This window comes from Pseudoalteromonas sp. MER144-MNA-CIBAN-0113, from assembly GCF_040308965.1.
GTDB lineage: Bacteria > Pseudomonadota > Gammaproteobacteria > Enterobacterales > Alteromonadaceae > Pseudoalteromonas > Pseudoalteromonas tetraodonis.
Map to the genome: position 1 here is coordinate 1 of NZ_JBEOOG010000031.1, position 26,354 is coordinate 26,354.

The following is a 26,354-nucleotide window of genomic DNA, read 5'->3' on the forward strand; positions in this document are numbered from 1 at the left end:
GAGTATTATTCATGGACGCTCCTAACATGATTTGATTTACTTAGTATAGCAAACCAACACAGAAATGGATCAGCGCCCTAATGCCATACTTCCCGCTGGTGGTGGTGTACTGTCAAAAATACGTTAAAGGCACAGGCATAGGTACGCTTATCGCGATGATGCTACCGTATTCAATCGCCTTTATGATTGGCTGGAGTATCTTTTTGCTAGGCTACTGGGCACTCGGTATCCCATTAGGACTTGATGCCAGCTACGTGTACCCAGCAGTAGCGCCTTAACTTATATCTTGATTCATAAACCTCACTCACTCGAGTGAGGTTTATATAAAAGTGCTGTAATATTCAAAGCAAGTCTAAGTTACCTTTCTAAATCTCTCACTATATAGCCAAACAAACTAGCCTCACCAAAAATATAGACATAATCGTTTTTGTTATTCATTATTGTAGACTTATCGTCGTACCACCTAAAATCATGAGTTTCGTTTGTTTTAGGATCTTTAAAATATAAACGAGTACAATTATCTTCATAATCAGAACCACACTTTTGCACATCAGTTAGGATATATTCCTTATACCAATAGTCGCCTTGCGTGTAGTAAGCCCATAATTTAATGGGGGCAGAGAATAAAAAATAGAGACTTGCATAGATTAACAAAGGGATTAATGGGTACGCGAATATTAATGATAATTTCGTTTTTGTATCTGAAAAACTATATTTAAGATGCTCCCTGTATTTACTGCAGCGTCTATATTTATTGAATACAAGTATATTTAAATAGATGAATGATGCGCCACAAATAATAGGGAATGCTATAAAGAAAATAACGTCGTATATTTCATTTGTGATAAATGGTGGATCTGTAAAGTCCATTAAAATAGGAATAATGATGCATAATAAAATAGGTAACATTATTACTACAAAGAGTAAGTTGTCGTAATTTCTTTTCAATTTTTAATTCGTCCGTGAATTATAGCCTTTGCTTAGTTTACATAAATTTTATTGTTTTAAAAATCAAAGAAAACATGTTTATACACATTAAGTAATCTGAGTTTTGGTTAATAAAGCTATCTCAAGCAGCTTTTTCAACGCTAATTGCGTTGAATTTACTTACAATAAGCTAGCTATTGACGCGTAATTTCGCCTTGTTTTCACTGCAATCTCTGGTTAGAGAAAACAAACAGAATATTTTTAATTCAATATTTTAGTTAAGTATCTAATACTGGCTTGCGGCTTCAAGTTACGGAATTTAAGCTGACCTGATACCTGAATTCCAGACACAAAAAAACCTTGGCACTTTCGTGGCAAGGTTTTTTTACTAAAGAGTCGTTGCTTACTTAGCGGTGAAGCTAACTGGGCGACGTTCTTTACGAGGACCGCTACGCTTATCAGGGCGTTGGCCTTCTTTGTTAAAGCTACGCTTCTTGTCACCAGCAGGGCGTTCAGAACGCTCGCCGCGTGGCTCAGAAGGGCCTTGATCTTGTGTTAATGTCATACCCATTGGGCGTTTACAAATAAACACTTTTTGGAAGTGATCAAGTACATCTTTAGGCATGTTTTGCGGTAATTGTACCGTACTGTGACTGTCGTGAAGACGAATGTCACCAATAAACTTGCTTGAAATGTCTGCTTCGTTAGCAATTGCACCAACAATGTTCTTAACCTGAACACCATGCTCACGACCTACTTCGATACGGTACGTATCCATAGGACCTGCATCACGGCTATTACGCTCGCGAGGTTTACGCTCAGCGCGCTCACCGCCACGTTCGTTACGACGACCACGGTCACCACGATCATTACGGTCGTTGCGAGGGTTGCGTTCGTTACGTTCACGCGGTTGAATCTTAACTTCTTCAACTTTAATTGGTGATTGTTGCTGTGCTAAACACAGTAATGCACCCGCTAAGTCTTCAGGAGCAAGCTCAAGTTTTTGTGCCATGTTGGCAGCCACTTCGTTGAAGAAAGTAATATCTTTGTTTTCAAGTGCAAGCGTAAGCTTTTCTTGAAGCGCATTGATACGTTTCTCTTCAACAACTTTAGCTGTTGGTAATTCAACTTGTGCGATTTCAGATTTAGTATGACGAATGATATTTTTAAGTAAATAACGCTCGTTATGCTTAACGAAAAGAATCGCTTTACCAGTACGACCAGCACGACCTGTACGGCCGATACGGTGAACGTAGGCTTCAGAATCTTGTGGAATGTCGTAGTTGATAACTAAGCTTAAACGGTCTACATCAAGACCACGTGCCGCTACGTCTGTTGCAATAACAACGTTTAGCATGCCGCTTTTTAAACGATCAACTGTGCGCTCACGCGCTTGCTGGTTCATGTCACCGTTAAGTGGAGCAGCAGAGAAACCTTCGCGCTCTAATAACTCAGCTAGTTGAACTGTATCGTTACGTGTACGTACGAAAACAATAGCACCTTCATATTGTTCTGCTTCTAAGAAACGAACAATTGCTTTGTTTTTATGTACGTGTGCATTCCAAAACACTTGCTCTACTGACGATACAGTTGAGTTGCGTGCAGAAATATGAACCTGTTCAGGATTGTTCATATATTTGCTGCTGATGTTTTGAATTTGCTTAGGCATAGTCGCAGAGAAAAGACATGTTTGCTTTTCACGCGGCGTTTTTTCCATGATGCTTTCTACATCATCGATAAAGCCCATACGTAGCATTTCATCGGCTTCATCAAGTACAAGTGCTTGTAAAGCATCAAACTTGATAGTGCCACGGTTTATGTGATCGATTAAACGACCCGGTGTAGCAACAATAATCTGTGCGCCACGACGAAGTGCGCTCAACTGGATGCTGTAGCTCTGGCCACCATATAGTGCCAGTACTTCAACACCACGAGTGTGTTTTGCATATTGTTCAAATGCCTCAGCTACTTGGATCGCAAGCTCACGGGTTGGTGTGAGTACAAGGATCTGTGGCTGTTTCACAGACGGGTCAATATTATTTAGTAATGGCAGTGCAAATGCTGCTGTTTTACCTGTACCCGTTTGTGCTAGTCCCAGTACGTCCTTTCTTTCTAGCAATAACGGTATACATTGAGCTTGGATTTCAGATGGTGTCTTGTAACCCAACTCTTCAACTGCCTTTAAAATTGCAGGAGAAAGATTTAGAGATTCAAACGTGACTGGTTCTGACATTAATACGCCTCAACGAATTTAAAGAGGCGCGCATTGTATAGGAAATGCGAGGCAAATGCTTGTATAAATTACAACTAATTTATATGTGTTTGATGTTGGTCGAAATTTAACCAGCCTCAATTGTGCGTTAATTGAGCTGGTTAACACTCTGTCTACAAAATTACTGGTAAAGGCCTAGGTTTTCTTTAGCATAAGCTTCAAATTCAGTGAATCCACCAATATGAGTTTGGTCTACAAAAATCTGCGGTACGGTTGGGCATGGTTTGCCTGCAGACTTCTCTAAATCTTCTTTACTGATACCTTCTTTGATGATGTCAATGTAGCGGTATTTAAAATCATCGCGATCATTAGCAAGTTGCTCTGCAACATCTTTAGCGCGAACACAAAAAGGGCAGCCTTCACGGCCAAAAATTACTGTTAACATAACGCTCTCCTCAAATTAGTTGACCCTAGTGTAACTAATTTCATTTTTTATTACAGTGCAAAAAAACGATTATTGCGTTCGCTTTTTTAGGGCCTGTAAAAAAATAAAAATATTTTATAAAAAAATCTTGAAATAAAATTGCCCGCCCATAAATAGTTATTTGAGGACGCCTGATGGGTCTTTAGTAAATCAGAATTATTTGAAAATTATATTATTAATTAACTTTTGCCGTTACTTGTTCAAACGAAAAGTGGCAGCAATATATCGCTTAAATATGAGGATATTATTATGCGTACAGTAGATTTATCACCCCTATACCGTTCATTCATTGGTTTCGATCACTTAGCATCATTAATGGATGCCGCTGCACGAACTGACAAGCAGCCAAGTTTTCCTCCATACAACATCGAAGCACTTGATAAAGACAAATACCGTATCACTATGGCAGTTGCTGGATTTAGTGAAGACGAGTTAACCTTACAATCTGAAAACAACACTTTTGTTGTATCAGGCACTAAAGCAGGTAAAGAGCAAAATGATGAGCGTAAATTTATTCATCAAGGGATTGCCGAGCGTAACTTTGAGCGTAAGTTCCAGTTAGGCGACCACGTTAAAGTACTTGGTGCAGACTTAGCCAATGGCTTACTAAGCATCGACCTTGAACGTGAGATCCCAGAAGCGCTTAAGCCACGTAAAATCGAGATTGGCTCAGGCAATATGCTAGAAAGCAAATAGTTAAGCTAGCACATGTATTTTCCCTGTGAAAAGCCGCCATTTGGCGGCTTTTTGCGTTGTTAGTCTTTTAAGTTTATTTGCATTTGTTTTAAAGCGTTAATTTTATCTATCGCAACTTGCAGTTGTTCTTGTGAAAGCTTTTTTTGTCGGCCTTTAGCCAGTAATTCTTCAAGTTTTTATATTTTGGCTTGTGCAGCAATAACAAAACGTTGCTCTAGCTGTCTTTGCTGTTCAAGGTGGAAATCTTGATATGCCTGGTGATTATTTAAATCACCACCGTACTGAGCAACTGGCTGAGTATTTTTTACTATGTTGGGTAAATAGGCAGGAGAGGTTATTGGTGGCAAAGGCTGAGGGCTCGTATTGTTAGTTGTAACCGTGTTTAATTGCGTGCTTTTCAGCTCTTGGGTCATGTCAGCAGTAGTCAGCTCAAGTGACGTTATTTGCTTAACACTTTTAGCTTGGTTAAGGGAATCAATATTCTTTATCGTTGGTTTACTAGTATATTGAGTAAAAAGTGCGTACATACCAACACAAGCTACAACAACAGAAACGAAAACTTTTTTGCTCATAAAATTACTCCTGTCTTATTTTGCCACTTGAGCCAAGTATCCTCATACTGTTGTACCGCTTTTTGTTTTGCGATGGCCTTTGTTGCTTGGTATCGAACGGTTTCATCTTCTGGCGAAAAGTACTCAAACTGATGCTCATAACTGTGTATCACCACCCATTCACCACTGGGTGTACGTATAACAGGAGAAATAGTGTTTTCTTTAGTTGTGAACGCAAGTTGTACAACCCAGCTACTTTTGTTTTTACGGTTTAATTCACTGTTGTATTGAGCATATATATCTTGTTTTCCGGATATTACTAATGCTTGTTTTAGCGTTTTGTTAACGGCCAAGGTGCGAAAACCTACAGCATTGGCTCGATGAGCAAATTGAGCTCCATGGGCTTTTACGTGGCTTAAAAATTTAAACTGCGATTTATTGGCTTGATAAAATGCTTTAATTTCGCTTTTGTTTACTTGTTTCTCTACTTTTTCAAGAACGGGGCTTTGCATATGCATCATTGTATTTATACCTAGCCAGCTTTGAATGGAGGGGCGCAGAATATCTCCTTTAGCTATTTCATACAGATGTTCAATATCAATATTCTGTTTTGCCAAAATCGGTTTGGCTTTTGAAAACGCTATATTGAATTGCCGTTTTTTTATTAATTCACTTTTGAATAGTTCACTATCTCCTTTGTGGAGTTTAAAGCGTACCTGCATTGATAGTGAATCGACAAATTCATATAAATTAATAGCGTTATACAAAAGAGGGGTTAAATCAAACTGCTGCATTTTTTTGATGGCGCTTTGCACATACTGGCCATTTTTAGGGTAGGGCCCTAATGTGTGTTTAAGCCATTGCTTATCATAAGTTTCAAGCTTTATCGGGCTTGACTGTGCGATTATAGCTAATTGTGAATCGAACAGATTTTTTAAGTAACGTTCAACATGGTATTGAGTACTAAAACCAACGGCAGATTGTCGTTTTATTATCGCAGGGGTTTTTAGCGCAGCTTGTTGTAATAAAAACTGATTCTCATACAGACGAGTTCTAACTTCATTGATTGTAATATCAGGGTTGTGCTTTAAATAAGCACGATGCATAAAGTTAATTTCATCACTGCTGTATTGTGTAAATGATGCCATTACTAGGGAGTGGTAAGACACACCTAGTAATGTAATCACTAAAATAGCCATTTTTTTCATTAGCGAGCAACCATGGCGTGGTTTAATAAGTGCACCACCATTGCTATTGCATGGGGCACGACCTGCTTAGCTATATTAAGGCGATCAAAATGATTTTCTGAGTTGAGTACAATCCCACCTTGTGCATAAGAAAATGAACCGCCTTGAGTTAATAATGGGCGAACATCTTGGCTATTTTTATCTAAAGGCGAGAACGTTTGCATTGCTTGAGTAACGAGTGATAAATCGTTGAGCTGCTCTTGGTCATAGTAATCGTTTACCCAACTTTCCCAGCTAGAATGATTTAGATCTGATGTGGTCCACGTGTGGTGAGGTTGTAATAAATCAGTAGTATGGAACACAAACCCTAATACTTGCGGATTGCCGCTTTGTAAGTAACCTTGATACCAATATTGCCCTAAATTATCGATAGGTTGAAATGGCATTTCTTCAAAGTCATCGTACATAGAATAGGTTGAGTTGCTATCGATTCTGTAGTGAGATTCTGTTACACCATAACTGTTATATTTTGAAGAATCGGCATTAAACCAACCTGTTTCTCCCCCTTTACCATCATCAAGGTAGTCACCTTTAAGCCAAGCAGATGCAAGATTATCAATAGTGCCCCAAACGGTGAGCTTTTCATAATTATAACCACCAAAATCGTTTCCATGTTGGTCTGCACCTTGGGTATGATTTTGAAAATGCCAATAGCTTGTATATTTAACTATACTTTGCGCTGCTCCCCATACTGGCGCTTGAACACATGAACCTGTAATAGCACCACAGAAAAAGGTGTCTTCAAAGTCATCTACATCATAAGCAGCTTGTCCCAGCAGCTCGGCTAATTCAGAGATTGTCAGATTGTTTTGTGCAGCGTACTGACGTAGGGCAGCATATTCGGTGCTGGCTGGGTGTTGCTGCATATAATTTACGGCATCAAGAACAATACGTTTGTGAGTTTCTTGACTAAAAGCTTGAGCTTGGCTTGTACCGAGCAATAAAAGTGTCGCTGCAATTAATTGTTTTTTCATTTTATTCTCATCATAGTCTGGAGTAAGAGATGCAATTAAAAAATAAGCTCATTACACTGACATGACAAACAGATTAAACATTTAATTAACAATATTACCTGTATTTGGTACTTTAATATTAACTATTAAGGATGTTGCCGCCAATTGACGGCATTTATATTTAAAGCTTTTCAATATTATTTAAATAGTTGTTAGCTTGCTCTAAGGTTTCTTGGCGCAATGATTCATCTTGTTTATCCCAATTGCGATAAACCATGCCTATCCGTGGATTTTTTTCAAGCCGCTCTCGGTGTGTTTGCATAAATTGCCAATAGAGGCTATTTAAAGGGCAAGCGTCTTTTCCTACTTTTTCTTTCACTTTATATTGGCAGCTTTTACAGTAGTCGCTCATTTTATTTATATAGTTGCCGCTAGCCGCATAAGGCTTGGTAGCTATGATGCCATCGTCAGCAAATTGGCTCATCCCTCGGGCGTTAGGCATTTCTACCCACTCAATAGCATCGATATAAACACCTAAATACCATTCATCCACTTCATCGGGACTGATGGCGGTTAATAAGCAAAAATTACCTATTACCATTAAGCGCTGAATATGGTGGGCATACGCGCTGTCTAAGCTTTGTGTTAATGAGTGGCTTAAGCAGTTCATTTTTGTTTTTCCATTCCAAAAATAACGTGGCAGTGCACGGGTTGCATTAAGCTGGTTTTTGTTAGCGTAATCGGGCATGTTTTTCCAATACACGCCACGCACATATTCGCGCCAACCCAGTACTTGACGAATAAAGCCTTCAACCTGAGAAATAGATATTTCATCTTGGCGTTGTTGGTACTCTTTAACCACACGGTCGATAATATAGCGAGGGTGTAAAATTTTGGCATTTAACGCAAATGATAACCGGCTGTGATAAAAGGTATCTTTATCAGGGCATTGATCTGTCATCGCATCTTGAAATTGACCAAAGCGGGGAAGTAAATGTGCACAAAAGTGATCAAGTGCGCTTATTGCTTGTTTACGGGTTGTTGGCCAGCTTAATTGGGTTTCTATTTGCCCAAAGTATTTTATTTTATGTTTATCTAAACGCTCAATGATGGTGCTAACATCATTTTTAAATAACTTGGGTTTGGGGATATCGGCTAAATCGCTTTTTGAAAACTTATTACGGTTATTCGCATCAAAATTCCATTGACCGCCATGAGGTTTGTCATCGTCCATTAAAATATCAAACTGCTTTCGCATTGCCCGATAAAAATGCTCCATGGTGACGTGTTTATCTTTTTTAAAGCGTTTATCTATGTCGTTAAATGCTAATAAAAAATGCTCGCTGTCACAGGCATTCACCGTTAACTCGCTATTAGTCGCGAATTCGTGAAGCTGTGTTTTTAAACGGTACTCATCTGGGTATTGATATTCAATAGAGGTACATTCATGCTGCTTGGCTAAACGCTTTAAAAGAGCGGGTAAGTCATCATCGTCTTTGGTGTCATCTAGCGTGAGATGTAAAACATTGAAGCCAGCATCTTTTAATGCATTAGCGAAGTTTTCCATGGCTTTAAAAAAGGCTGATATTTTTTGCACGTGATGCTTTACGTACTGCGCTTCTTGCATGAGCTCGGCAATAACAAACACCGTGTCATCGGATTTATCTTTAAACCAAGAATGAGCGGGGTTTAGCTGGTCACCTAAAATTAGTTTTAAGGTTTTGAATTTTTTCATAATGAGCCAAAATTATTTTTATACGCTGTATTTTAAAAAGCGATCGATTTCTACATGTCGTTTTAATCATAGAGCAAAGCAATAAACAGCATTGCTTTTTTTATCAACTTATTACTTATTGTGGTTGCTAATTTAGGTGTACATCTTTATAATAGCGGCCATTGTTTAGTGGGTTATAAAATTTACTAACAGCGATATTAAGTTATTAACTTTTTATCTATTGGCGCGGGATGGAGCAGTCTGGTAGCTCGTCGGGCTCATAACCCGAAGGTCGTTGGTTCAAATCCGGCTCCCGCAACCAATCTTAATAGTAAGTTTATACTTACTACTTTATATCGCGCATTCTAAGTAATGCGCGTTTTGCGTTTAAGCTAATGAAGTTTAATTTGGTCAGGATACTGACTCGCAACCAAGCTTGGCCCTAGGCCACACAGTTTTGCGTTTTTTGGTGTGACGCCCCGCTTGGTTCGGGGCGTTGTTGTATCTGCACCGTTTGATTTAATGTTTATCGATTAAATCAAAATTTAAACTCAGTATTTTAGGGCTATAAGCCCTTTTTTTGTTTGTATGGAGGATTTTCGTGACAAAACTTGAACAAGATTTAGTAACCATGTTAACGCCTGCGGTAGAAATGTTAGGCTTTGAATTACATGGGCTTGAGTTTGTACAAGCGGGTCGCCATTCTACCTTAAGAGTATACATTGCTCATGAGGATGGGATTTCAGTTGACAACTGCGCCGATGCAAGTCGTCAAATTAGTGCGATTTTAGACGTCGAAGACCCAATTACAAACGAATACGATTTGGAAGTGTCGTCTCCTGGTGTTGATCGTCCATTATTCAAACAAGATCACTACGAGCAGGCGCAAGGAGAGGAAGTACGCGTGCGTACTAAGCTTCCACAAGATGGTCGCCGTAATTTTAAAGGCGACTTAATAGCAGTTAGCAGCGATATGATCACACTATCTAGCGATGGTGCGGAGCATTTAATCATGCTTAGTAACATTGAACGTGCGAACATAATCGCAAAGTTTTAATTCGAGTGCGAAGGAATAGGGCAAGCGAGGCATTACCCATGGCAAAAGAAATATTATTGGTTGCTGAAGCCGTTTCCAATGAGAAAGCGGTTCCAAAAGAAAAGATTTTTGAAGCTCTAGAGTTCGCATTAGCGACAGCGACAAAGAAAAAGCATGATGGTGAAATTGATGTACGTGTTGCAATTGACCGTAAAACCGGCGATTACGATACCTTCCGTCGCTGGCAAATAGCTGAAGTTTTAGAAGATGGTTCTTTAGAGAATCCATACAGCGAAATCACGTTAGAAGCTGCTCAAGTTGAAGAACCTGACTTGAAAATGGGCGACTACGTAGAAGAGCAGATTGAATCAATTAAATTTGACCGCATAACAACACAGATGGCTAAGCAAGTAATCGTACAAAAAGTACGTGAAGCAGAGCGCGCCTTAGTCGTTGAAGCATATAAAGATCAAGAAGGCGAGCTGGTAACGGGTGTTGTTAAAAAAGCAACCCGTGATGCAATCGTACTTGATTTAGGTAACAACGCAGAAGCGGTTATTTATCGTGACGACATGCTGCCACGTGAAAACTTCCGCCCGGGTGATCGTATCCGCGGTCTTTTATATGAAGTAAAGCCTGAAGCACGCGGTGCACAATTATTTGTAACCCGTTCTAAACCAGAAATGCTGATGGAATTATTCCGCATTGAGGTGCCAGAAATTGGCGAAGAAATGATTGAATTACGCGCTGCAGCACGTGATCCAGGTTCACGCGCTAAAATCGCGGTTAAATCTAACGATAAGCGTATTGACCCTGTTGGTGCGTGTGTTGGTATGCGTGGCGCACGTGTTCAAGCGGTATCGTCAGAACTTGGCGGTGAGCGTGTTGATATCGTACTTTACGATGACAACCCTGCACAGTTTGTTATTAACGCAATGGCACCAGCAGAAGTGGCTTCAATCGTAATGGATGAAGATACACACTCAATGGATATTGCTGTTGAAGCTGATAACTTAGCACAAGCTATTGGTCGTAATGGTCAAAACGTACGTTTAGCAAGCCAATTAACTGGCTGGGAATTAAACGTAATGACCGTTGATGAAATGCGCGCTAAGAACGAAGCTGAGTCAGATAAGTTAATTAACTTATTTACTGAAAACTTAGATATTGATGACGAATTTGCATCATTACTTATCAACGAAGGTTTCTCAACACTTGAAGAAGTTGCTTATGTTCCGGCTTCAGAGTTTTTAGAAATCGACGGCTTAGATGAAGAAACAGTGGACGTATTACGTTCACGTGCAAAAGATGCATTAACAACGAAAGCGCTTAAAACGGAAGAAAGCTTAGAAGGCGCTGAGCCTGCTGAAGACTTACTTGCGCTTGAAGGCTTAGAGCGTCATTTAGCATTTGTTATGGCAAGTAAGGGTGTAGTAACACTTGAAGACTTAGCTGAGCAAGGCATTGATGAGCTTGTAGATATTACAGAGCTATCTTCAGAGAAAGCGGGCGAGCTAATTATGGCTGCACGTAATATTTGTTGGTTTGCAGACGAGTAATTTATTAACGGAGGTATTAGAGACTATGGCAGAAGTAAATGTTGAAAAACTAGCCGGTGATATAGGTACAACTGTTGATAAATTGCTACAGCAGTTTTCACAAGCCGGTATTACTAAACAAGCAGGCGATAATGTAACTGAAGCTGAAAAAGCGACGTTACTTGATCACCTAAGCAAGCAACATGGCGGTACTGGATCTGAAGGTCCAGCGCGTATGACATTGCAACGTAAGAGCAAAAGCACATTAAGTGTGACTGGCTCTACGGGTAAAGCAAAGGCTGTGCAAGTTGAAGTTCGCAAAACCCGCACTTACGTGAAAAAAAGTGCTGTTGAGCAAGAGCAAGAACAGCAACGTCTAGCCGCTGAAGAAAAAGCGCGTCTTGAAGAGCAGCAAAAAGCTGAACAAGAAGCCGCAGAATTGAAAGCGAAACAAGAGGCAGAACGTAAAGCGAAAGAAGACGCTGATCGTAAAGCCAAAGAAGAAGCTAAACGCAAAGCAGATGCTGAGCGTAAAGCGAAACAACAGCAGATGACCCCTGAGCAAAGTGCTAAGTCTGAGAAAGATCGCATCGAAGCTGAGCGTCTGCAAAAAGAAGCAGAAGAGGCCGCATTGAAGAAAGCTGAAGAAGAAGCGAAACGTCAAGCAGAAGAGGCAAGAAAGCTAGCTGAAGAGAATTCAGCACGCTGGAAGAAAGAAGAAGAAGAACGTAAGAAACGCGAAGAAACCGCGGATCACCACCTTACGACTTCAACTTACGCACGTGAAGCAGAAGATGTAGCAGATGCTCGCGAAGAGCAAGGCTCACGCCGTGCGAAGAAAAAGAAAAAAGCGCCAGCAAAAGATAAATTTGCAGCGTCTAAAGGTAAAAAAGGTAAGCTAAAAGCGCCAGCGTCATTACAGCACGGTTTCCAAAAACCAACGGCTGATGTTAAAAACGAAGTGCGTATTAGTGAAACAATTACAGTTGCTGAGCTTGCATCACGCATGGCGGTTAAAGGTGCTGAAGTTGTAAAAACTATGATGAAAATGGGTGACATGGTTACTATTAACCAAGTTATTGACCAAGAAACTGCGCAACTTGTAGCAGAAGAAATGGGCCATAAAGTTATCATCGTTAAAGAAAACGAATTAGAGCAAACAGTACTTAATGACCGCCATGAAGATGGTAAGTCAGAGCCACGTGCGCCAGTAGTAACTGTTATGGGTCACGTTGACCACGGTAAAACATCGACGCTTGATTACATTCGTTCAGCTAAAGTTGCATCAGGCGAAGCCGGTGGTATTACACAGCACATTGGTGCATACCACGTTGAAACTAACGGCAACATGATCACTTTCTTAGATACTCCGGGTCACGCCGCATTTACATCAATGCGTGCTCGTGGTGCAAAAGCAACTGATATCGTAATCCTAGTGGTTGCAGCCGATGATGGCGTAATGCCACAAACTAAAGAAGCGGTACAGCATGCTCGCGCAGCTGGCGTTCCTTTAATTATTGCTGTTAACAAAATGGATAAAGAAGGCGCAGATCCAGATCGCGTTAAAAACGAACTAGCTCAGCTAGACGTTATCCCAGAAGAGTGGGGCGGCGATACACAGTACGTGCACATTTCAGCAAAAACTGGTTTAGGTATTGATGACCTGCTAGAAGCTGTATTAATGCAATCTGAGCTTTTAGAGTTAAATGCGCCGACCGAAGGTATGGCTGCAGGTGTTGTTATTGAATCACGTCTAGATAAAGGCCGTGGTCCTGTTGCGTCTATCCTTGTTCAGTCAGGTACGCTTAATCAAGGTGACATTGTATTATGTGGTCTTGAATACGGCCGTGTTCGTGCAATGCGCGATGAAAACGGTAAAGACATTAAGTCTGCCGGTCCTTCTATTCCAGTTGAGATTTTAGGTCTGTCTGGTATTCCAGCTGCCGGTGATGAAGCAACTGTAGTTAAAGATGAGCGTAAAGCACGTGAAGTTGCACTTTACCGTCAAGGTAAATTCCGCGATGTTAAACTAGCGCGTCAACAAAAAGCGAAGCTTGAAAACATGTTTACTAACATGACTGAAGGCGACGTATCTGAAGTTAACGTGGTACTTAAAGCAGACGTTCAAGGTTCAATCGAAGCAATTTCAGACTCACTAACTAAGCTTTCTACTGATGAAGTAAAAGTGAAGATTGTTGGTTCTGGTGTTGGTGGTATCACAGAAACTGATGCAACTCTTGCGGCAGCGTCTAACGCGATTGTGGTTGGTTTTAACGTTCGTGCTGATGCATCAGCGCGTAAAGTGATTGACTCTGAAAACCTAGATCTTCGTTACTACAGCGTAATTTACGCACTTATCGAAGAAGTTAAGCAAGCTATGTCTGGTATGCTTGCGCCTGAGTTTAAACAAGAGATCATTGGTCTTGCTGAAGTACGTGATGTATTTAAGTCTCCAAAAATTGGCGCAATTGCTGGTTGTATGGTTACTGAAGGTACTATCAAACGTAGCGCACCAATTCGTGTACTTCGTGATAACGTGGTTATTTACGAAGGTGAACTTGAGTCATTACGTCGCTTTAAAGATGACGTACAAGACGTTCGTAACGGCATGGAATGTGGTATCGGCGTTAAGAACTACAATGACGTTCGCGTTGGTGACCAAATCGAAGTATTTGAAACAGTTGAAGTACAACGTAGTCTTTAATTGTTGTTAGGTGTTGTTGGACATTCAAGGTCGTACCTCGATAGCCCAACATAACCTATGCTAAGATTTTTAATGGGGGCTCAGCCCCCATTTGTGTATCCATTATTTAGTTAACTTGTTATTGTTTTTCAATAAGTTATAATTTTAGGAAAGTGAAATGAGAGAATTTTCTCGCACTGATCGTGTTGCTCAGCAAATTCAAAAAGAAATTGCTGTGATTCTACAACGCGAAATTAAAGATCCGCGCTTAGGCATGGTGACAGTGTCTGCGGTAGAAGTATCACGCGATTTATCTTATGCCAAAGTTTTTATCACGGTGTTTAACACTGAAGACGAAAATGCAGCAAAACAGAGTGCAAAAGTACTGAACGAAGCAACGGGCTATATCCGTTCGTTACTAGGTAAACGTATTCGCGCACGTATTATGCCAGAGCTTAAATTTGTGGTTGATAACTCATTAATGGAAGGGATGCGCATCTCTAACTTAGTGGACTCTATCATTCGTGAAGATAATGCTAAGCATGTTGATGATGAAACAGATAGCGAAGAAGGCACTAAAGACTAATGGCAAGACGCAGTAAAGGCCGTCCAGTTGATGGTATTTTGTTGTTAAACAAACCAGAAGGCATTTCATCAAACAAAGCACTGCAGCAGGCTAAAGGTATTTATTTTGCGCAAAAAGCGGGGCACACAGGTGCGCTTGATCCGCTTGCGACCGGCATGCTGCCAATTTGTTTTGGTGAAGCGACTAAGTTTACCCAGTTTTTACTCGATACAGATAAAACCTATGTTGTTCGAGCTAAGCTAGGTGAACGTACTACCACATCAGACTCTGATGGCGAAGTGGTCGAAACTCGCGATGTGAATGTTACTTCCCAATTACTAAGCGATGAGATTGCTAAGTTTTTAGGTGAGTCAGACCAATATCCATCAATGTATTCAGCGCTTAAATATGAAGGTAAACCTTTATATAAATATGCGCGTGAAGGCATAGAAGTTCCTCGTAAGTGTCGAAAAATTAACGTATTTAGCTTAACGCTTGATGAGTTTGATGAGCAAGCTAACGAAATACAAATGACTGCACATGTATCTAAAGGTACGTATATTCGTACTATCGTTGATGACTTAGGTGAAAACTTAGGCTGCGGCGCGCATGTGATTATGCTGCATCGTAGTGCTGTAGGGCATTACCCTGCAGATAAAATGGTCACACTTGAGCAGTTAGAAGCGTTATTAAATCAAGCGAAAGAACAAGACGTTGCGCCTTCCACTTACCTTGACGAACTATTATTGCCAATGGATACCGCGTTAGTTGATTTACCTGTTGTGGAAATTACTAAAGAGCAGGGAATAGCATTTAGCCATGGTCAAGCTGTGGTGCTAGGTAAAGAATTACCTGAAGGTGCAATAAAAGTTCTGGCAGACGGAATTTTTATTGGTACTGGTGAACGTAATCCTGATGGCCATCTAAAATCAAAACGTGGCTTGTCTAATCAGCAACCAGAGTAAAGTTTAACTTGTAGTTATGCTGATAATTGGTAGAATACGCCCGCTTAATCGTTTTGGCTGAATTAGTGATCGGCTAAAGCACCTATTAAATTTAACTTTTGGAGTTATTATGTCACTAAGCAATCAAGAAAAAATCGATATCATTGCTAAATTCGCACGCGCTGAAGGCGACACTGGTTCACCTGAAGTACAAGTAGCATTACTTACTTTTGATATCAACAAGCTTCAAGGTCACTTTGCTGATCACAAGCATGACTTCCACTCACGTCGTGGTCTGCTTCGTAAAGTAAGCACTCGCCGTAAACTGCTTGATTACCTTAAAGGTAAAGATATCTCGCGTTACACTGCGTTAATCAAAGAGCTTGGCCTACGTCGCTAAGAACTTGATTATCAAAAGGGGAGCTTTTTAGCTCCTTTTTTTGTGCTTAAATTTCCCCATACCCACTATCCACATCGATTAATCCCCTTGAAATATCAGCTAAAAGCCACATTGTAAGTAACAGCAAAGTACATAATTTAGCAACGCGTTTATCTCTGGACTAAGCTCGCAATTTTACCTGACTTTGTTATATACTATGGCGCGTAGATAAAAAGGTTTATTTACGGTTATTTACATCATTGCCAATTGTAGTACTTAATTGATTTCCAACTGAATACAATTATGTACTGTAATTGGTACTTTGATGAAAACTTAATTAATACTAAAAATACATTTAAGGAATATTTTAAGTGCAAGCAATTATAAAAGAATTTCAACTAGGTCAACACACAGTGACGCTAGAAACAGGTGCTATCGCTCGTCAAGCAGACGGCGCAGTACTAGCAAGCATTGGCGACACGTCAGTACTCGTAACGGTTGTTGGTAAGCGTGAAGCTCAACCAGGCCAAGACTTTTTCCCACTAACAGTTAACTACCAAGAGCGTATGTACGCTGCAGGTCGTATCCCAGGTGGTTTCCTTAAGCGTGAAGGTCGTCCTAACGATGGCGAAACGCTAATTGCACGTCTTATTGACCGTCCAATTCGTCCACTTTTTCCAAATGGTTTCGTAAACGAAGTACAAGTTATCGCGACTGTTGTTTCTGTAAACCCTGAAATCCAACCTGATATGGTTGCGATGATTGGTACATCAGCAGCACTTGCTATCTCTGGTATTCCGTTCAGCGGTCCAATTGGTGCATCACGTGTTGGTTACATCAACGGTGAATACGTACTTAACCCAACACTAAAAGAGCTTGAAGAAAGCCAACTTGATTTAGTTGTTGCTGGTACTGATAACGCCGTACTTATGGTTGAATCAGAAGCAGACGTACTTGCTGAAGACGTAATGCTAGGCGCGGTTGTATACGGCCATGAGCAATCACAGTCTATCATCAAGGCAATCAACGAATTTAAAGCAGAAGCAGGCAAGCCTACTTGGGATTGGACTGCACCTGAGAAAAACGTTGCATTAGAAGAGAAAGTAGCAACACTTGCTGCTGATAAAGTAGGCGAAGCTTACCGTATTACTGATAAAGTAGCGCGTAAAGAAGCATTAACTGCAGCAAAAGATGCCGTAGTTGAAGCGCTTACTAGCGAACTTGCTGAAGGCGAAACGCTTGATAAGCAAGAAGTAGGTAAAGTATTCGGTTCACTTGAGAAGAAAATCGTTCGTGGCCGTATCGCTGCTGGCGAAAAACGTATCGATGGTCGTGAACCAGATATGATCCGTGCACTAGATGTAATGACTGGTGTACTTCCACGTACTCACGGTTCTGCAATCTTTACACGTGGTGAAACGCAAGCATTAGTAACAGCAACACTTGGTACAGAACGTGACTCACAGTTAATCGATGATTTAACTGGCACGCACAAAAACCACTTTATGCTTAACTACAACTTCCCTCCATTCTGTGTAGGTGAAACGGGTTTTGTTGGTTCTCCTAAGCGTCGTGAAATCGGCCACGGTAACCTAGCTAAGCGTGGTATCCAAGCTGTAATGCCAACATTGACTGACTTCCCATATTCAATTCGTGTTGTATCTGAAATTACTGAATCAAATGGTTCATCTTCAATGGCATCGGTTTGTGGTACGTCTCTAGCGCTTATGAACGCAGGTGTTCCAATTAAAGCTTCTGTTGCGGGTATCGCGATGGGCCTAGTTAAAGAAGAAGAAAACTTTGTAGTACTTTCAGATATCTTAGGTGATGAAGATCACTTAGGTGACATGGACTTTAAAGTAGCGGGTACAACTAACGGTATCACTGCTCTACAAATGGATATCAAAATTGAAGGTATCACGCAAGAAATTATGCAAATCGCGCTTAAGCAAGCTAAAGCAGCTCGTTTACACATTCTAGGTGTGATGGACGAAGCGATTTCTGCACCTTCTGAAGAGTTATCTATGTTTGCACCGCGTATTTACACGATGCAAATTCCACAGAAGAAAATCGCAGAAGTTATCGGTAAAGGTGGCGCAACTATCCGTCAACTTACTGAAGAAACAGGTACTACGATTGAAATCGGTGATGATGGCACAATCAAAATTGCTGCTACAGACGGTGAAAGTGCAGCAAATGCAATTAGCCGTATTGAGCAATTAACTGCTGAGCTTGAAGTTGGGACTATCTACGAAGGTAAAGTTGTACGTATCGTTGACTTCGGTGCGTTTGTAAACATTCTTCCTGGTAAAGATGGCCTAGTGCATATCTCACAAATCAGCACAGAGCGTGTTAACAACGTTGCTGATCACCTTAGTGAAGGTCAAGAAGTTAAAGTTAAAGTACTAGAAGTAGACCGTCAAGGCCGTGTACGTCTAAGTATTAAAGAAGCAATGGAATCAGCAGCACCTGCAGCTGACGAGTCTAAAGACGCGTAATTGCTAATCTTTCATCCAGATAATTACTGGATAGTATAAAAAGGGGCTGTTTAGCCCCTTTTTTTATGCTTTAATGTTAGCAACCTATTATGTTCAAGACGTTAAGTAACATATAACAAGAATGAACCTTACAAGACAGCTTATGTCTTATCTATTTGCTACTTACCTCGGTATTAAGGATTTTAATGAGACTTAAACATTTAGCCTTGGCATCTTTTGCTATTTTGTCTTTAAGCGCTTGTCAGGCTACTACTAAACCCGCTGCTATTATTAATGTGCCATTTACTGCGCCACTTGCATCAGACTTTAGAAATGAAATTGCCATTGCTCGTTTTTCAGAACTATTAAATAGGGCAGACTTAAGTACAGAGCAACAAGCAAAGCTGTATTATGACCGTGGTGTGCTGTTTGATAGCTTAGGCATGACAACTTTATCGCGAATTGATTTTAACCGAGCAGTTAAACTGAAACCTGATTTGGCTGAAGTGTATAACTTTTTGGGGATTCAACATACCTTGATGCAGCAATACGAAAAAGCATACGAGTATTTTGATTCAGCCATAGAGTTAGACCAAGAACATGAATATGCGTATTTAAATCGTGGTATTGCTTTGTACTATGGTGATAGAGCCACGCTTGCAAAAGATGACTTTAAAACGTTCTTGGAGCGCTCTCCTAACGATCCTTATCGTGTTCTGTGGCTTTATTTAGCGCAAGCGGCACAAGATAAAACTCAGGCACTCGCTTCGTTAAAAGCTAATGCGGCAGCCCTTGATGAAAACGAATGGGCATATCAGCTTATTGCCTTGTATGTAGGTGATATGAGTGAAAAAGCATTTTTTTCAGGCATAGCCGATGGTGTAAGTTCACAACAAGAATATGCTCAACGTTTATGTGAAGCTTATTTTTACTTAGCTAAACAGCACCAAGCCGCAGGTGAGCTTTCAATTGCAACAGATTACTTTAAGTTGGCGCTGGCCACGAACGTTCATGAATTTATAGAATATAAATATGCACGTTTAGAGCTTGAGTTGATGGCAAGTGAAAGCGCGGGCTAATTTTTTTAAATTAAGTATTTTATTACTGTGCACTAGCTTAATTAGTGGCTCCAGTAATAAACAAAATAGCATTGGCTTTTGGCAAGTATTGCACGCCAAAGCCAATGTGATTGATAGTTATTGGCAATTCCCTAGTTACTTTGCATCGCATATTTTACAACTCCCCCCGACCTCATTAGCCACCTTAGCACGCAATAAAATAGCCCATGCACAATACGGATATGGGTTATCATTAATAGCCAATAATCAAACTGAAACCGCCAAGCTCTTTTGGCAAGCAAGCCTCGATGAGATAACAATTAAACAACAAAAACATCTCGCAGCTTCATTGCTTGCTCAACAGCGTTGGCAAGATTTAGCGTTATTAAAAGCTCACAATAAGTTACCTAAAGGGGATGCCTTTTATCATTTACAGTTACAACAGCATGCTCCCTTCGATGCATTAAATCACTCCTTTATGAATAAATTAGGGTTTTTGGTAGCGAGCGATCAAATTGAGATACAAAAGCAATGCACATTTAATGTGCTAATGCTGAGCGATCACCGTGATGGTTTATATAGGCTCAACCACTTTGTGAAAAAATACGCACAACACCCAGAGCCTAGTAGTAATGCATTTTGTTTTTCAAAGCCTATATATGTTGGTAATGCAATTGCTTGTAACAGCACTAAAGCAACGCTTGCGCAGTGCGATTGGCAACAGTCATCACTTAAGCAGCGGCTTCCTAAAGGATTCGATTTTGCGATTATGATGCCCAAGCAAGGTACTGCCAATGTGCATCAGGGCTTAATGCATATTAACTCGCAGGCTAATTATGCAGTCTTTTTACATGAATTAATGCACTTTAATGGTTTTGAAGATGAATATGCTTTACCAGCAAAAAAACAAGCTTGGCTTTGTCAGCTTGAGGGGTTGGTTGCCCCTAACTTGTTTATTGCTCATAACACTGATGCGCCAAAAGGATGGCACAAAAGCAAAAGCTGTCAGCAAGGAGGTGTTGCTTATAAGCCAAGCGCACAGTGGTCTATTATGCAATATCAACAGGTTGGACTTTCAGAGCAATATCGGGCTTTGTGGCAAACTCATATAGAGCAACATGCAGATTTATTCCCGCGCTTTTAATCATTAAATAGAGTGCTTTTAGGTTGTTTAACCAATGATTATATGAGCCTATTAAAACTGCTTAAAAGCTGAGCCGGTTTTATCCCAGTTCATTAATTTATAAACTTTTTTGTTTGATTATTGCCCCGCTAGAAGCGCTTTCTATAGACAAAAACCGTGTTTATCAGTATAACTGTACGTATTAATGTTGTTAAAAAACAGATATAAAACGTATACCCAAGTCACTTTGGTATTTAATAATAACAAGTAGCGAATTGATAAACTTTATGATTCAAAAAGGCCCTTCATTATGACTTTGCTCTGGATACCCCTGTTATCCTTATTAGGCAGTGTTATTTCTGCATGCACCGGCAAACTTTCTCGAAATCAGGCAACGAGCCTAACGGCTATTGCGCCTTTAGCCGCGCTTGCAATTACACTTTATCATGCGCCTGCGGTTCTCGCGGGAGAAACTATTCGTTTTAGCGCGCAGTGGATACCTGCTTTAGGGCTGGATATTTCCTTACGCTTAGATGGATTGAGTTTACTGTTTTTATTTATGATTTTAGGAATAGGGCTGCTGGTTATTTTGTATGCCCGTTATTACCTAAGTCAAAACGATTCACTGCCAAAGCTATTTAGTTACTTAATGTTATTTATGACCGCCATGCTGGGCATTGTTATGTCAAACAATGTGATTCAGTTATGGGTATTTTGGGAGCTAACCAGTATTAGCTCGTTCTTGTTGATTAGTTACTGGTGGCATAAATCAGAGGCGCGCAAGGGGGCGCGTATGGCACTGGCGGTAACCGGTGCGGGTGGTTTAGCATTACTGGGCGGCTTAATGCTGCTAGGTGATATTGTTGGAAGCTACAACCTAGACACTATTTTAGCTAGCAAAGCGATTATTCAATCACATGATTTATACGAATTAGCGCTGGTGCTAGTATTACTAGGCGCCTTTACCAAGTCTGCACAATTTCCGTTTCATTTTTGGTTACCCCACGCCATGGCAGCACCTACGCCTGTTAGTGCCTATTTACACTCTGCCACTATGGTAAAAGCGGGTATCTTTTTACTTGCGCGTTTTTATCCAGCACTGGCGGGTACCGACACTTGGTTTTTATTAGTCGGTTTGACGGGGTTAACTACACTTTTATTTGGCGCTTACATCGCGCTATTCAAACATGATTTAAAAGGCTTATTAGCCTATTCAACAATTAGTCATTTAGGCCTAATTACTCTATTACTCGGCCTAGACACACAACTTGCAACCGTAGCCGCTATTTTTCATATTATTAACCATGCTACGTTTAAAGCGTCGTTATTTATGGCCACGGGTATTATTGACCATGAAACCGGCACGCGTGATATGCGCAAACTCAATGGCATGTGGCGCTACTTACCTTATACGGCCACATTGGCGATGGTGGCCGCTGCCGCTATGGCGGGTGTACCGCTATTAAATGGTTTCTTATCTAAAGAAATGTTTTTTGCTGAAACACTGCATCAGCAAGTACTTGGCTCTATGTCGTGGTTAATTCCTGTGCTGGCAACCGTTGCAGGTGCGCTGTCGGTAGCGTACTCATCTCGCTTTATTCATGACGTGTTCTTTAATGGTGAACCGATAGACTTACCACGCACCCCTCATGAGGCGCCACGTTATATGCGTGTGCCTATCGAAATTTTAGTGGTGCTATGTATTTTAGTGGGGATTTTTCCGCACTTTGCAGTAGATGGTATTTTATCGGCTGCCTCATTGGCCGTACTTGGCCAAGCTATGCCTGAGTACAAGCTAACTATTTGGCACGGTTTCAATTTACCTCTACTTATGAGTGGTATGGCGGTGATTGGTGGTTTATTTATTTACGTTAATCGTAAGTACTTGTTCCAGTTTCAGGCGTCGTTACCTCCTTTTAATGCTAAAAAAATCTTCGAGCGTTTTTTAGCGGTTGTGGTTAATTGGTGTCAAAACAAAATCCAATCAACAGAAAATGGCTCATTACAACGCTATGTATTTATTATGTTAGGCGTTGTATTACTTGCCTCAGGTTGGCCATTATTTGAAATGAAACAGCTAGCTGGCAGTGTACCTAACACCCCAGTTGATATTCAAAATGCTATAGGTGCAGGGCTACTGATTATTGGTGCTATTGCTACCGTTATTTGGCATCGAATTCGGATGGTGTCGTTATTAATGCTGTCGATTGTGGGATTAATGGTGTCGGTAGCGTTTACACGTTTTTCAGCGCCTGACTTGGCCTTAACGCAACTTACTGTAGAAGTAGCCACTATTATACTATTAATGTTGGCACTGTTTTTCTTACCTCAAAGCACGCCAAGAGAGTCAAGCTCATTGCGTATTTTACGTGATGTGGTTATTTCCTCTACGGTGGGGGTAATTATTGCCAGTATTTGTTACGCCTTACTGACTCGTCCGCTTGATTCAATTTCTGAGTTCTTTATTGCTAACGCCAAAACAGGCGGTGGTGGTACTAATGTAGTTAACGTTATTTTGGTTGATTTTAGGGGCTTTGATACTTTAGGTGAAATCACCGTGTTAGGGATTGCTGCACTGGGTATATTTAAACTGCTATCAAGAATTCCACTTTATATGCCAGCAAGCGACAGTGAAGGACGCCCATGGTCTAAAGACCGTCACCCTATTTTATTGGCTTGTATTTCTCAAAGCTTACTGCCATTAGCGCTATTAGTATCTGCTTATATTTTCCTACGCGGTCATAACTTACCGGGCGGTGGCTTTATAGCAGGTCTCGTAACTTCTATTGCCTTTATTTTACAATATATGGCACATGGTACTGCGTGGATTAATGAACGTTTTGATGTTAACTATCGAAAAATTATTGCATCAGGTATCGCTATCGCCATGTTTACGGGTGTCGGAAGTTGGTTCTTCGATAAACCATTCTTAACTACCTGGTTTGATTACTTTGATATTCCGTTTGTTGGTAAAACAGAGCTAGCCAGCGCCATTGTATTTGATTTGGGCGTGTACTTAACTGTTGTTGGCGCTACGCTGATGATCCTTGCAAGCTTAGGTAATATGACCGCGAACGCAGAGAAAGAAGAGGTAAATATTTAATGGAACTGTTATACGCATCTTGCGTTGGCGTGCTAGTCACCTGTGGTGTGTTCTTATTATTAAGAGCGCGCACATTCCCAGTGGTACTGGGGCTGACAATGATTTCTTACGCGGTTAATTTGTTTTTATTCTCATCAGGGCGCTTAACTATCAATAAAGCGGTGGTACTTGGAACTGGCGCTGATTACGCCGATCCGCTGCCACAAGCCTTAGTATTAACAGCTATTGTGATAGGATTTGCCATGACTGCGTTTGTGGTTATTTTATCGATACGAGGGCGAGCAGATTTAGGGAATGATCATGTTGATGGCACCCTAACCAGAAGTAAACGCAAGGAGAGAAAATGATTCAGCATTTAGCATCTTTGCCTGTTTTAATGCCTATGCTAGCGGCAATCATTCTGCTACTGCCACCGTGTGGCAAAAGTTTATTTGCACGGCGATTAACTTCAAGCCTAATGGCTATTTTAACCTTTGTAATTACAGTATTGCTGCTGGTTCAGGTTAAAGATAACGGGATTATTGTTTATGCAATCGGTAACTGGTCAGCGCCGTTTGGTATTGTACTGGTAGCAGATATGCTCTCAACTTTACTGGTTACTTTAACCGCCTTTTTAGGTCTTGGTGTGGTTTTATATGGGTGTGCCGGCGATGACGAGCAAGGCAGCTTTTTCCATCCCTTGGTTCATTTTTTAATATTAGGGGTAAATGGTGCGTTTTTAACGGGTGATTTATTTAACGTCTTTGTCTTTTTTGAAGTGTTACTAATTGCTTCTTATGCGCTATTAATGCACGGCGGCGGTAAACCAAAAACACGTGCAGCACTGCATTACGTTATTTTAAACTTGGTTGGCTCAAGTGTATTTTTAATCGGCTTAGGTATTTTATATGGGGTGTTGGGTACCCTAAACATTGCTGATATGGCTAATAAAGTACCGCAGTTAACCGGTGATGATGTTTATTTAGCTAAAGCGGGCGGGTTACTATTGCTTGTAGTATTTGCCCTTAAAAGTGCACTATTACCACTGCATTTATGGCTCCCAAATGCCTATTCAAGTGCGACACCTGTGGTTGCTGCATTATTCGCGATTATGACCAAAGTAGGTGTTTACGCCACTTTACGCGTATATACAGTGGTATTTGGTGAGCAAGCCGGTGAACTTGAGCATATGGCGCAGTCTTGGCTATGGGCGTTGGCCATTGCTACTATAGTGATTGGGGCAATCGGGGTGTTGGCAGCACAAGATTTACGTAAGCTTACCGCAAACTTAGTACTGGTTTCTGTGGGTACTTTAGTGGCACTGGTTGCACTTCAAAATATAAACGCCACAGCTGCACTATTGTATTATTTGGTGCACTCAACGTTAGTGACTGCAGCACTATTTTTACTGGCTGATTTAATTGCAACTCAGCGAGGTAAAGCCGGCGACAGATTAGTTGGCGGACGCGTAGTTAAACAACCATTCTTGTTGGGAGCGTGTTTTATTATCGCTGGACTAACCGTCATAGGTATGCCGCCACTTTCAGGTTTTGTAGGTAAAATTTGGATTTTAAAAACCACCTTAAACAGTGAGCAAGCACTGGTATTTTGGCCTGTTTACTTAATTATGAGCTTAGCGTTAATTGTTGCTATATCACGTGCAGGCACGAGTTTGTTTTGGGAGCATAAAGACAAAGGCGGTGAGGCTGCTGATGTTGCTAATGCACATCCGTTGCAAGTTATCGTACTTGTTGGCCTGCTCACAAGCTCAATACTGTTGGTTGTTTTTGGTGATTTGGCAACGCAATATGCACTTGAAACAGCAACACAACTTCACGATATTAGTGGTGGTATTAATGCGGTACTCAAGGGAGGTCTGTAATGCGCTTAGAAGCTCGTTTTCGTTGGTTACCCACACCGTTTCGTAGTCTATTTTTATTTATAGTATGGCTATTATTAAATAACAGTGTGTCTGTAGGGCATACTATATTGGGTGCATTGTTAGCACTGCTTATTCCTTTATTCAGTATGTCATTTAGAGATCCACAACCACTCATATTAAAGCCTGGCTTGGCGTTCAAGCAGTTACTTATTGTGCTTTACGATATTATTGTGGCTAATTTACAAGTGGCCTTATTAATACTGGGCCCTTCAAAAAATTTACGTCCAGGTTTTGTTAAAGTGCCTATCGATTTAATGCATGAAATGCCAATTACTATTTTAGCTAGTTGTGTGTCTTTAACGCCGGGTACAGTAAGTGCTGAGGTTTATCCTCTCATTAAGTCACTTAATGAAGATGATGAACCAGCGCAGCGATATTTATTAATTCACGTGTTAGATTTAGATGATGAGCAAGCACTTATCAAACAAATTAAAGCACGCTACGAAGCTCCCCTAAAGGAGATATTTCAATGTTAGATACAGTATTACTGATTGTTTTTTCAATGGTTGGATTGTCATTACTACTAAATTTATGGCGACTTATTATTGGTCCATCAGTACCAGATCGTATTTTGGCGCTCGATACAATGTATATTAACGTTATAGCATTGATTATTTTATATAGCATCAGTATGGGAACAGGTTTATATTTTGAAGCCGCTTTGCTTATCGCAATGTTAGGCTTTATAAGTACAGTGGCAGTATGTAAGTATTTACTTCGTGGCGATATAATTGAGTAAGGTA

At 40.6% G+C, this 26,354-nt stretch carries 21 protein-coding genes, 1 tRNA gene and 1 pseudogene; 17 read left to right on the forward strand and 6 right to left on the reverse strand.

All coding sequences use genetic code 11. From position 1 onward, the window contains the following. Positions 1-68 precede the first annotated feature (68 nt). Positions 69-278: pseudogene (locus AAEY57_RS09920) on the forward strand (AbgT family transporter); the annotation flags it as partial. A 1,052-nt stretch (positions 279-1,330) separates the two neighbouring features. On the opposite strand, the gene AAEY57_RS09925 reads toward AAEY57_RS09920, so the two are convergent. Next, positions 1,331-3,160, reverse strand: coding sequence for a DEAD/DEAH box helicase (locus AAEY57_RS09925; protein WP_036956903.1), 1,830 nt, complete (start codon positions 3,158-3,160; stop codon positions 1,331-1,333). 160 nt (positions 3,161-3,320) lie between these two features. After that, entirely contained in the window at positions 3,321-3,584 is a 264-nt protein-coding gene (locus AAEY57_RS09930) for a GrxA family glutaredoxin (RefSeq protein ID WP_008114535.1), read from the reverse strand. 288 nt (positions 3,585-3,872) lie between these two features. On the opposite strand from AAEY57_RS09930, the gene AAEY57_RS09935 reads away from it, so the two are divergent. Further along, positions 3,873-4,319 carry an Hsp20 family protein gene (locus AAEY57_RS09935; RefSeq protein ID WP_350607717.1) on the forward strand — a complete coding sequence of 149 codons (447 nt, stop codon included), beginning with the start codon at positions 3,873-3,875 and terminating at the stop codon, positions 4,317-4,319. A 176-nt stretch (positions 4,320-4,495) separates the two neighbouring features. On the opposite strand, the gene AAEY57_RS09940 is transcribed toward AAEY57_RS09935, so the two are convergent. From AAEY57_RS09940 to AAEY57_RS09955, 4 genes are all read right to left on the reverse strand, one after another. Then, positions 4,496-4,891, reverse strand: coding sequence for a hypothetical protein (locus AAEY57_RS09940; RefSeq protein ID WP_235190298.1), 396 nt, complete (start codon positions 4,889-4,891; stop codon positions 4,496-4,498). Then, positions 4,888-6,078: a peptidylprolyl isomerase gene (locus AAEY57_RS09945; RefSeq protein WP_138561758.1), complete on the reverse strand. Its 1,191-nt coding sequence runs from the start codon at positions 6,076-6,078 to the stop codon at positions 4,888-4,890. The genes AAEY57_RS09940 and AAEY57_RS09945 overlap by 4 nt, the downstream gene beginning before the upstream one ends. Then, entirely contained in the window at positions 6,078-7,091 is a 1,014-nt protein-coding gene (locus AAEY57_RS09950; protein WP_350607720.1) for a phospholipase C/P1 nuclease family protein, read from the reverse strand. Before AAEY57_RS09950 ends, AAEY57_RS09945 begins: the two co-directional genes overlap by 1 nt. A 160-nt stretch (positions 7,092-7,251) precedes the next feature. Beyond that, positions 7,252-8,805 (reverse strand): cryptochrome/photolyase family protein, encoded by a 1,554-nt coding sequence (locus AAEY57_RS09955; protein WP_036956912.1) that lies wholly within the window; start codon positions 8,803-8,805, stop codon positions 7,252-7,254. Between the two features lie 224 nt (positions 8,806-9,029). Here AAEY57_RS09955 and AAEY57_RS09960 point away from each other — a divergent pair. The 15 genes from AAEY57_RS09960 (at position 9,030) to AAEY57_RS10030 (ending at position 26,350) form a co-directional block, all read left to right on the forward strand. Then, positions 9,030-9,106 (forward strand) — tRNA-Met (locus tag AAEY57_RS09960). Between the two features lie 279 nt (positions 9,107-9,385). Then, a complete protein-coding gene (gene rimP / locus AAEY57_RS09965; RefSeq protein WP_008114543.1) occupies positions 9,386-9,841 on the forward strand; it encodes a ribosome maturation factor RimP in 456 nt (151 codons plus the stop codon). Positions 9,842-9,879: 38 nt separating this feature from the next. Further along, entirely contained in the window at positions 9,880-11,379 is a 1,500-nt protein-coding gene (gene nusA / locus AAEY57_RS09970; RefSeq protein WP_013464535.1) for a transcription termination factor NusA, read from the forward strand. A gap of 25 nt (positions 11,380-11,404) precedes the next feature. Next, on the forward strand, positions 11,405-14,062 hold the full coding sequence (gene infB, locus AAEY57_RS09975; RefSeq protein ID WP_036956915.1) for a translation initiation factor IF-2: 2,658 nt from the start codon (positions 11,405-11,407) through the stop codon (positions 14,060-14,062). 157 nt (positions 14,063-14,219) lie between these two features. After that, positions 14,220-14,627, forward strand: a complete 408-nt coding sequence (gene rbfA / locus AAEY57_RS09980) for a 30S ribosome-binding factor RbfA (protein ID WP_008467148.1) — start codon at positions 14,220-14,222, stop codon at positions 14,625-14,627. Beyond that, positions 14,627-15,571 carry a tRNA pseudouridine(55) synthase TruB gene (gene truB, locus AAEY57_RS09985; protein WP_036956917.1) on the forward strand — a complete coding sequence of 315 codons (945 nt, stop codon included), beginning with the start codon at positions 14,627-14,629 and terminating at the stop codon, positions 15,569-15,571. The genes rbfA and truB overlap by 1 nt, the downstream gene beginning before the upstream one ends. 109 nt (positions 15,572-15,680) lie before the next feature. Further along, positions 15,681-15,950, forward strand: a complete 270-nt coding sequence (gene rpsO, locus AAEY57_RS09990) for a 30S ribosomal protein S15 (RefSeq protein WP_006793376.1) — start codon at positions 15,681-15,683, stop codon at positions 15,948-15,950. A gap of 350 nt (positions 15,951-16,300) precedes the next feature. Beyond that, on the forward strand, positions 16,301-18,427 hold the full coding sequence (gene pnp / locus AAEY57_RS09995) for a polyribonucleotide nucleotidyltransferase (RefSeq protein ID WP_036956920.1): 2,127 nt from the start codon (positions 16,301-16,303) through the stop codon (positions 18,425-18,427). 185 nt (positions 18,428-18,612) lie between these two features. After that, complete coding sequence (gene nlpI / locus AAEY57_RS10000; protein ID WP_013464539.1) at positions 18,613-19,485, forward strand: lipoprotein NlpI; 873 nt, start codon at positions 18,613-18,615, stop codon at positions 19,483-19,485. Next, positions 19,469-20,608, forward strand: a complete 1,140-nt coding sequence (locus AAEY57_RS10005) for a hypothetical protein (protein WP_028835353.1) — start codon at positions 19,469-19,471, stop codon at positions 20,606-20,608. The genes nlpI and AAEY57_RS10005 overlap by 17 nt, the downstream gene beginning before the upstream one ends. Before the next feature lie 289 nt (positions 20,609-20,897). Beyond that, the gene (locus AAEY57_RS10010; RefSeq protein ID WP_036956923.1) at positions 20,898-23,690 is read left to right on the forward strand and encodes a monovalent cation/H+ antiporter subunit A; all 2,793 of its coding nucleotides are present in this window, start codon (positions 20,898-20,900) and stop codon (positions 23,688-23,690) included. Beyond that, on the forward strand, positions 23,690-24,037 hold the full coding sequence (locus tag AAEY57_RS10015; protein ID WP_013464542.1) for a Na+/H+ antiporter subunit C: 348 nt from the start codon (positions 23,690-23,692) through the stop codon (positions 24,035-24,037). Before AAEY57_RS10010 ends, AAEY57_RS10015 begins: the two co-directional genes overlap by 1 nt. Then, positions 24,034-25,551: a monovalent cation/H+ antiporter subunit D gene (locus AAEY57_RS10020; protein ID WP_350607728.1), complete on the forward strand. Its 1,518-nt coding sequence runs from the start codon at positions 24,034-24,036 to the stop codon at positions 25,549-25,551. The genes AAEY57_RS10015 and AAEY57_RS10020 overlap by 4 nt, the downstream gene beginning before the upstream one ends. Then, entirely contained in the window at positions 25,551-26,087 is a 537-nt protein-coding gene (locus tag AAEY57_RS10025) for a Na+/H+ antiporter subunit E (RefSeq protein WP_350607731.1), read from the forward strand. Before AAEY57_RS10020 ends, AAEY57_RS10025 begins: the two co-directional genes overlap by 1 nt. Next, positions 26,081-26,350, forward strand: coding sequence for a K+/H+ antiporter subunit F (locus AAEY57_RS10030; protein WP_008114565.1), 270 nt, complete (start codon positions 26,081-26,083; stop codon positions 26,348-26,350). Before AAEY57_RS10025 ends, AAEY57_RS10030 begins: the two co-directional genes overlap by 7 nt. The last annotated feature ends 4 nt before the right edge of the window (positions 26,351-26,354 follow it).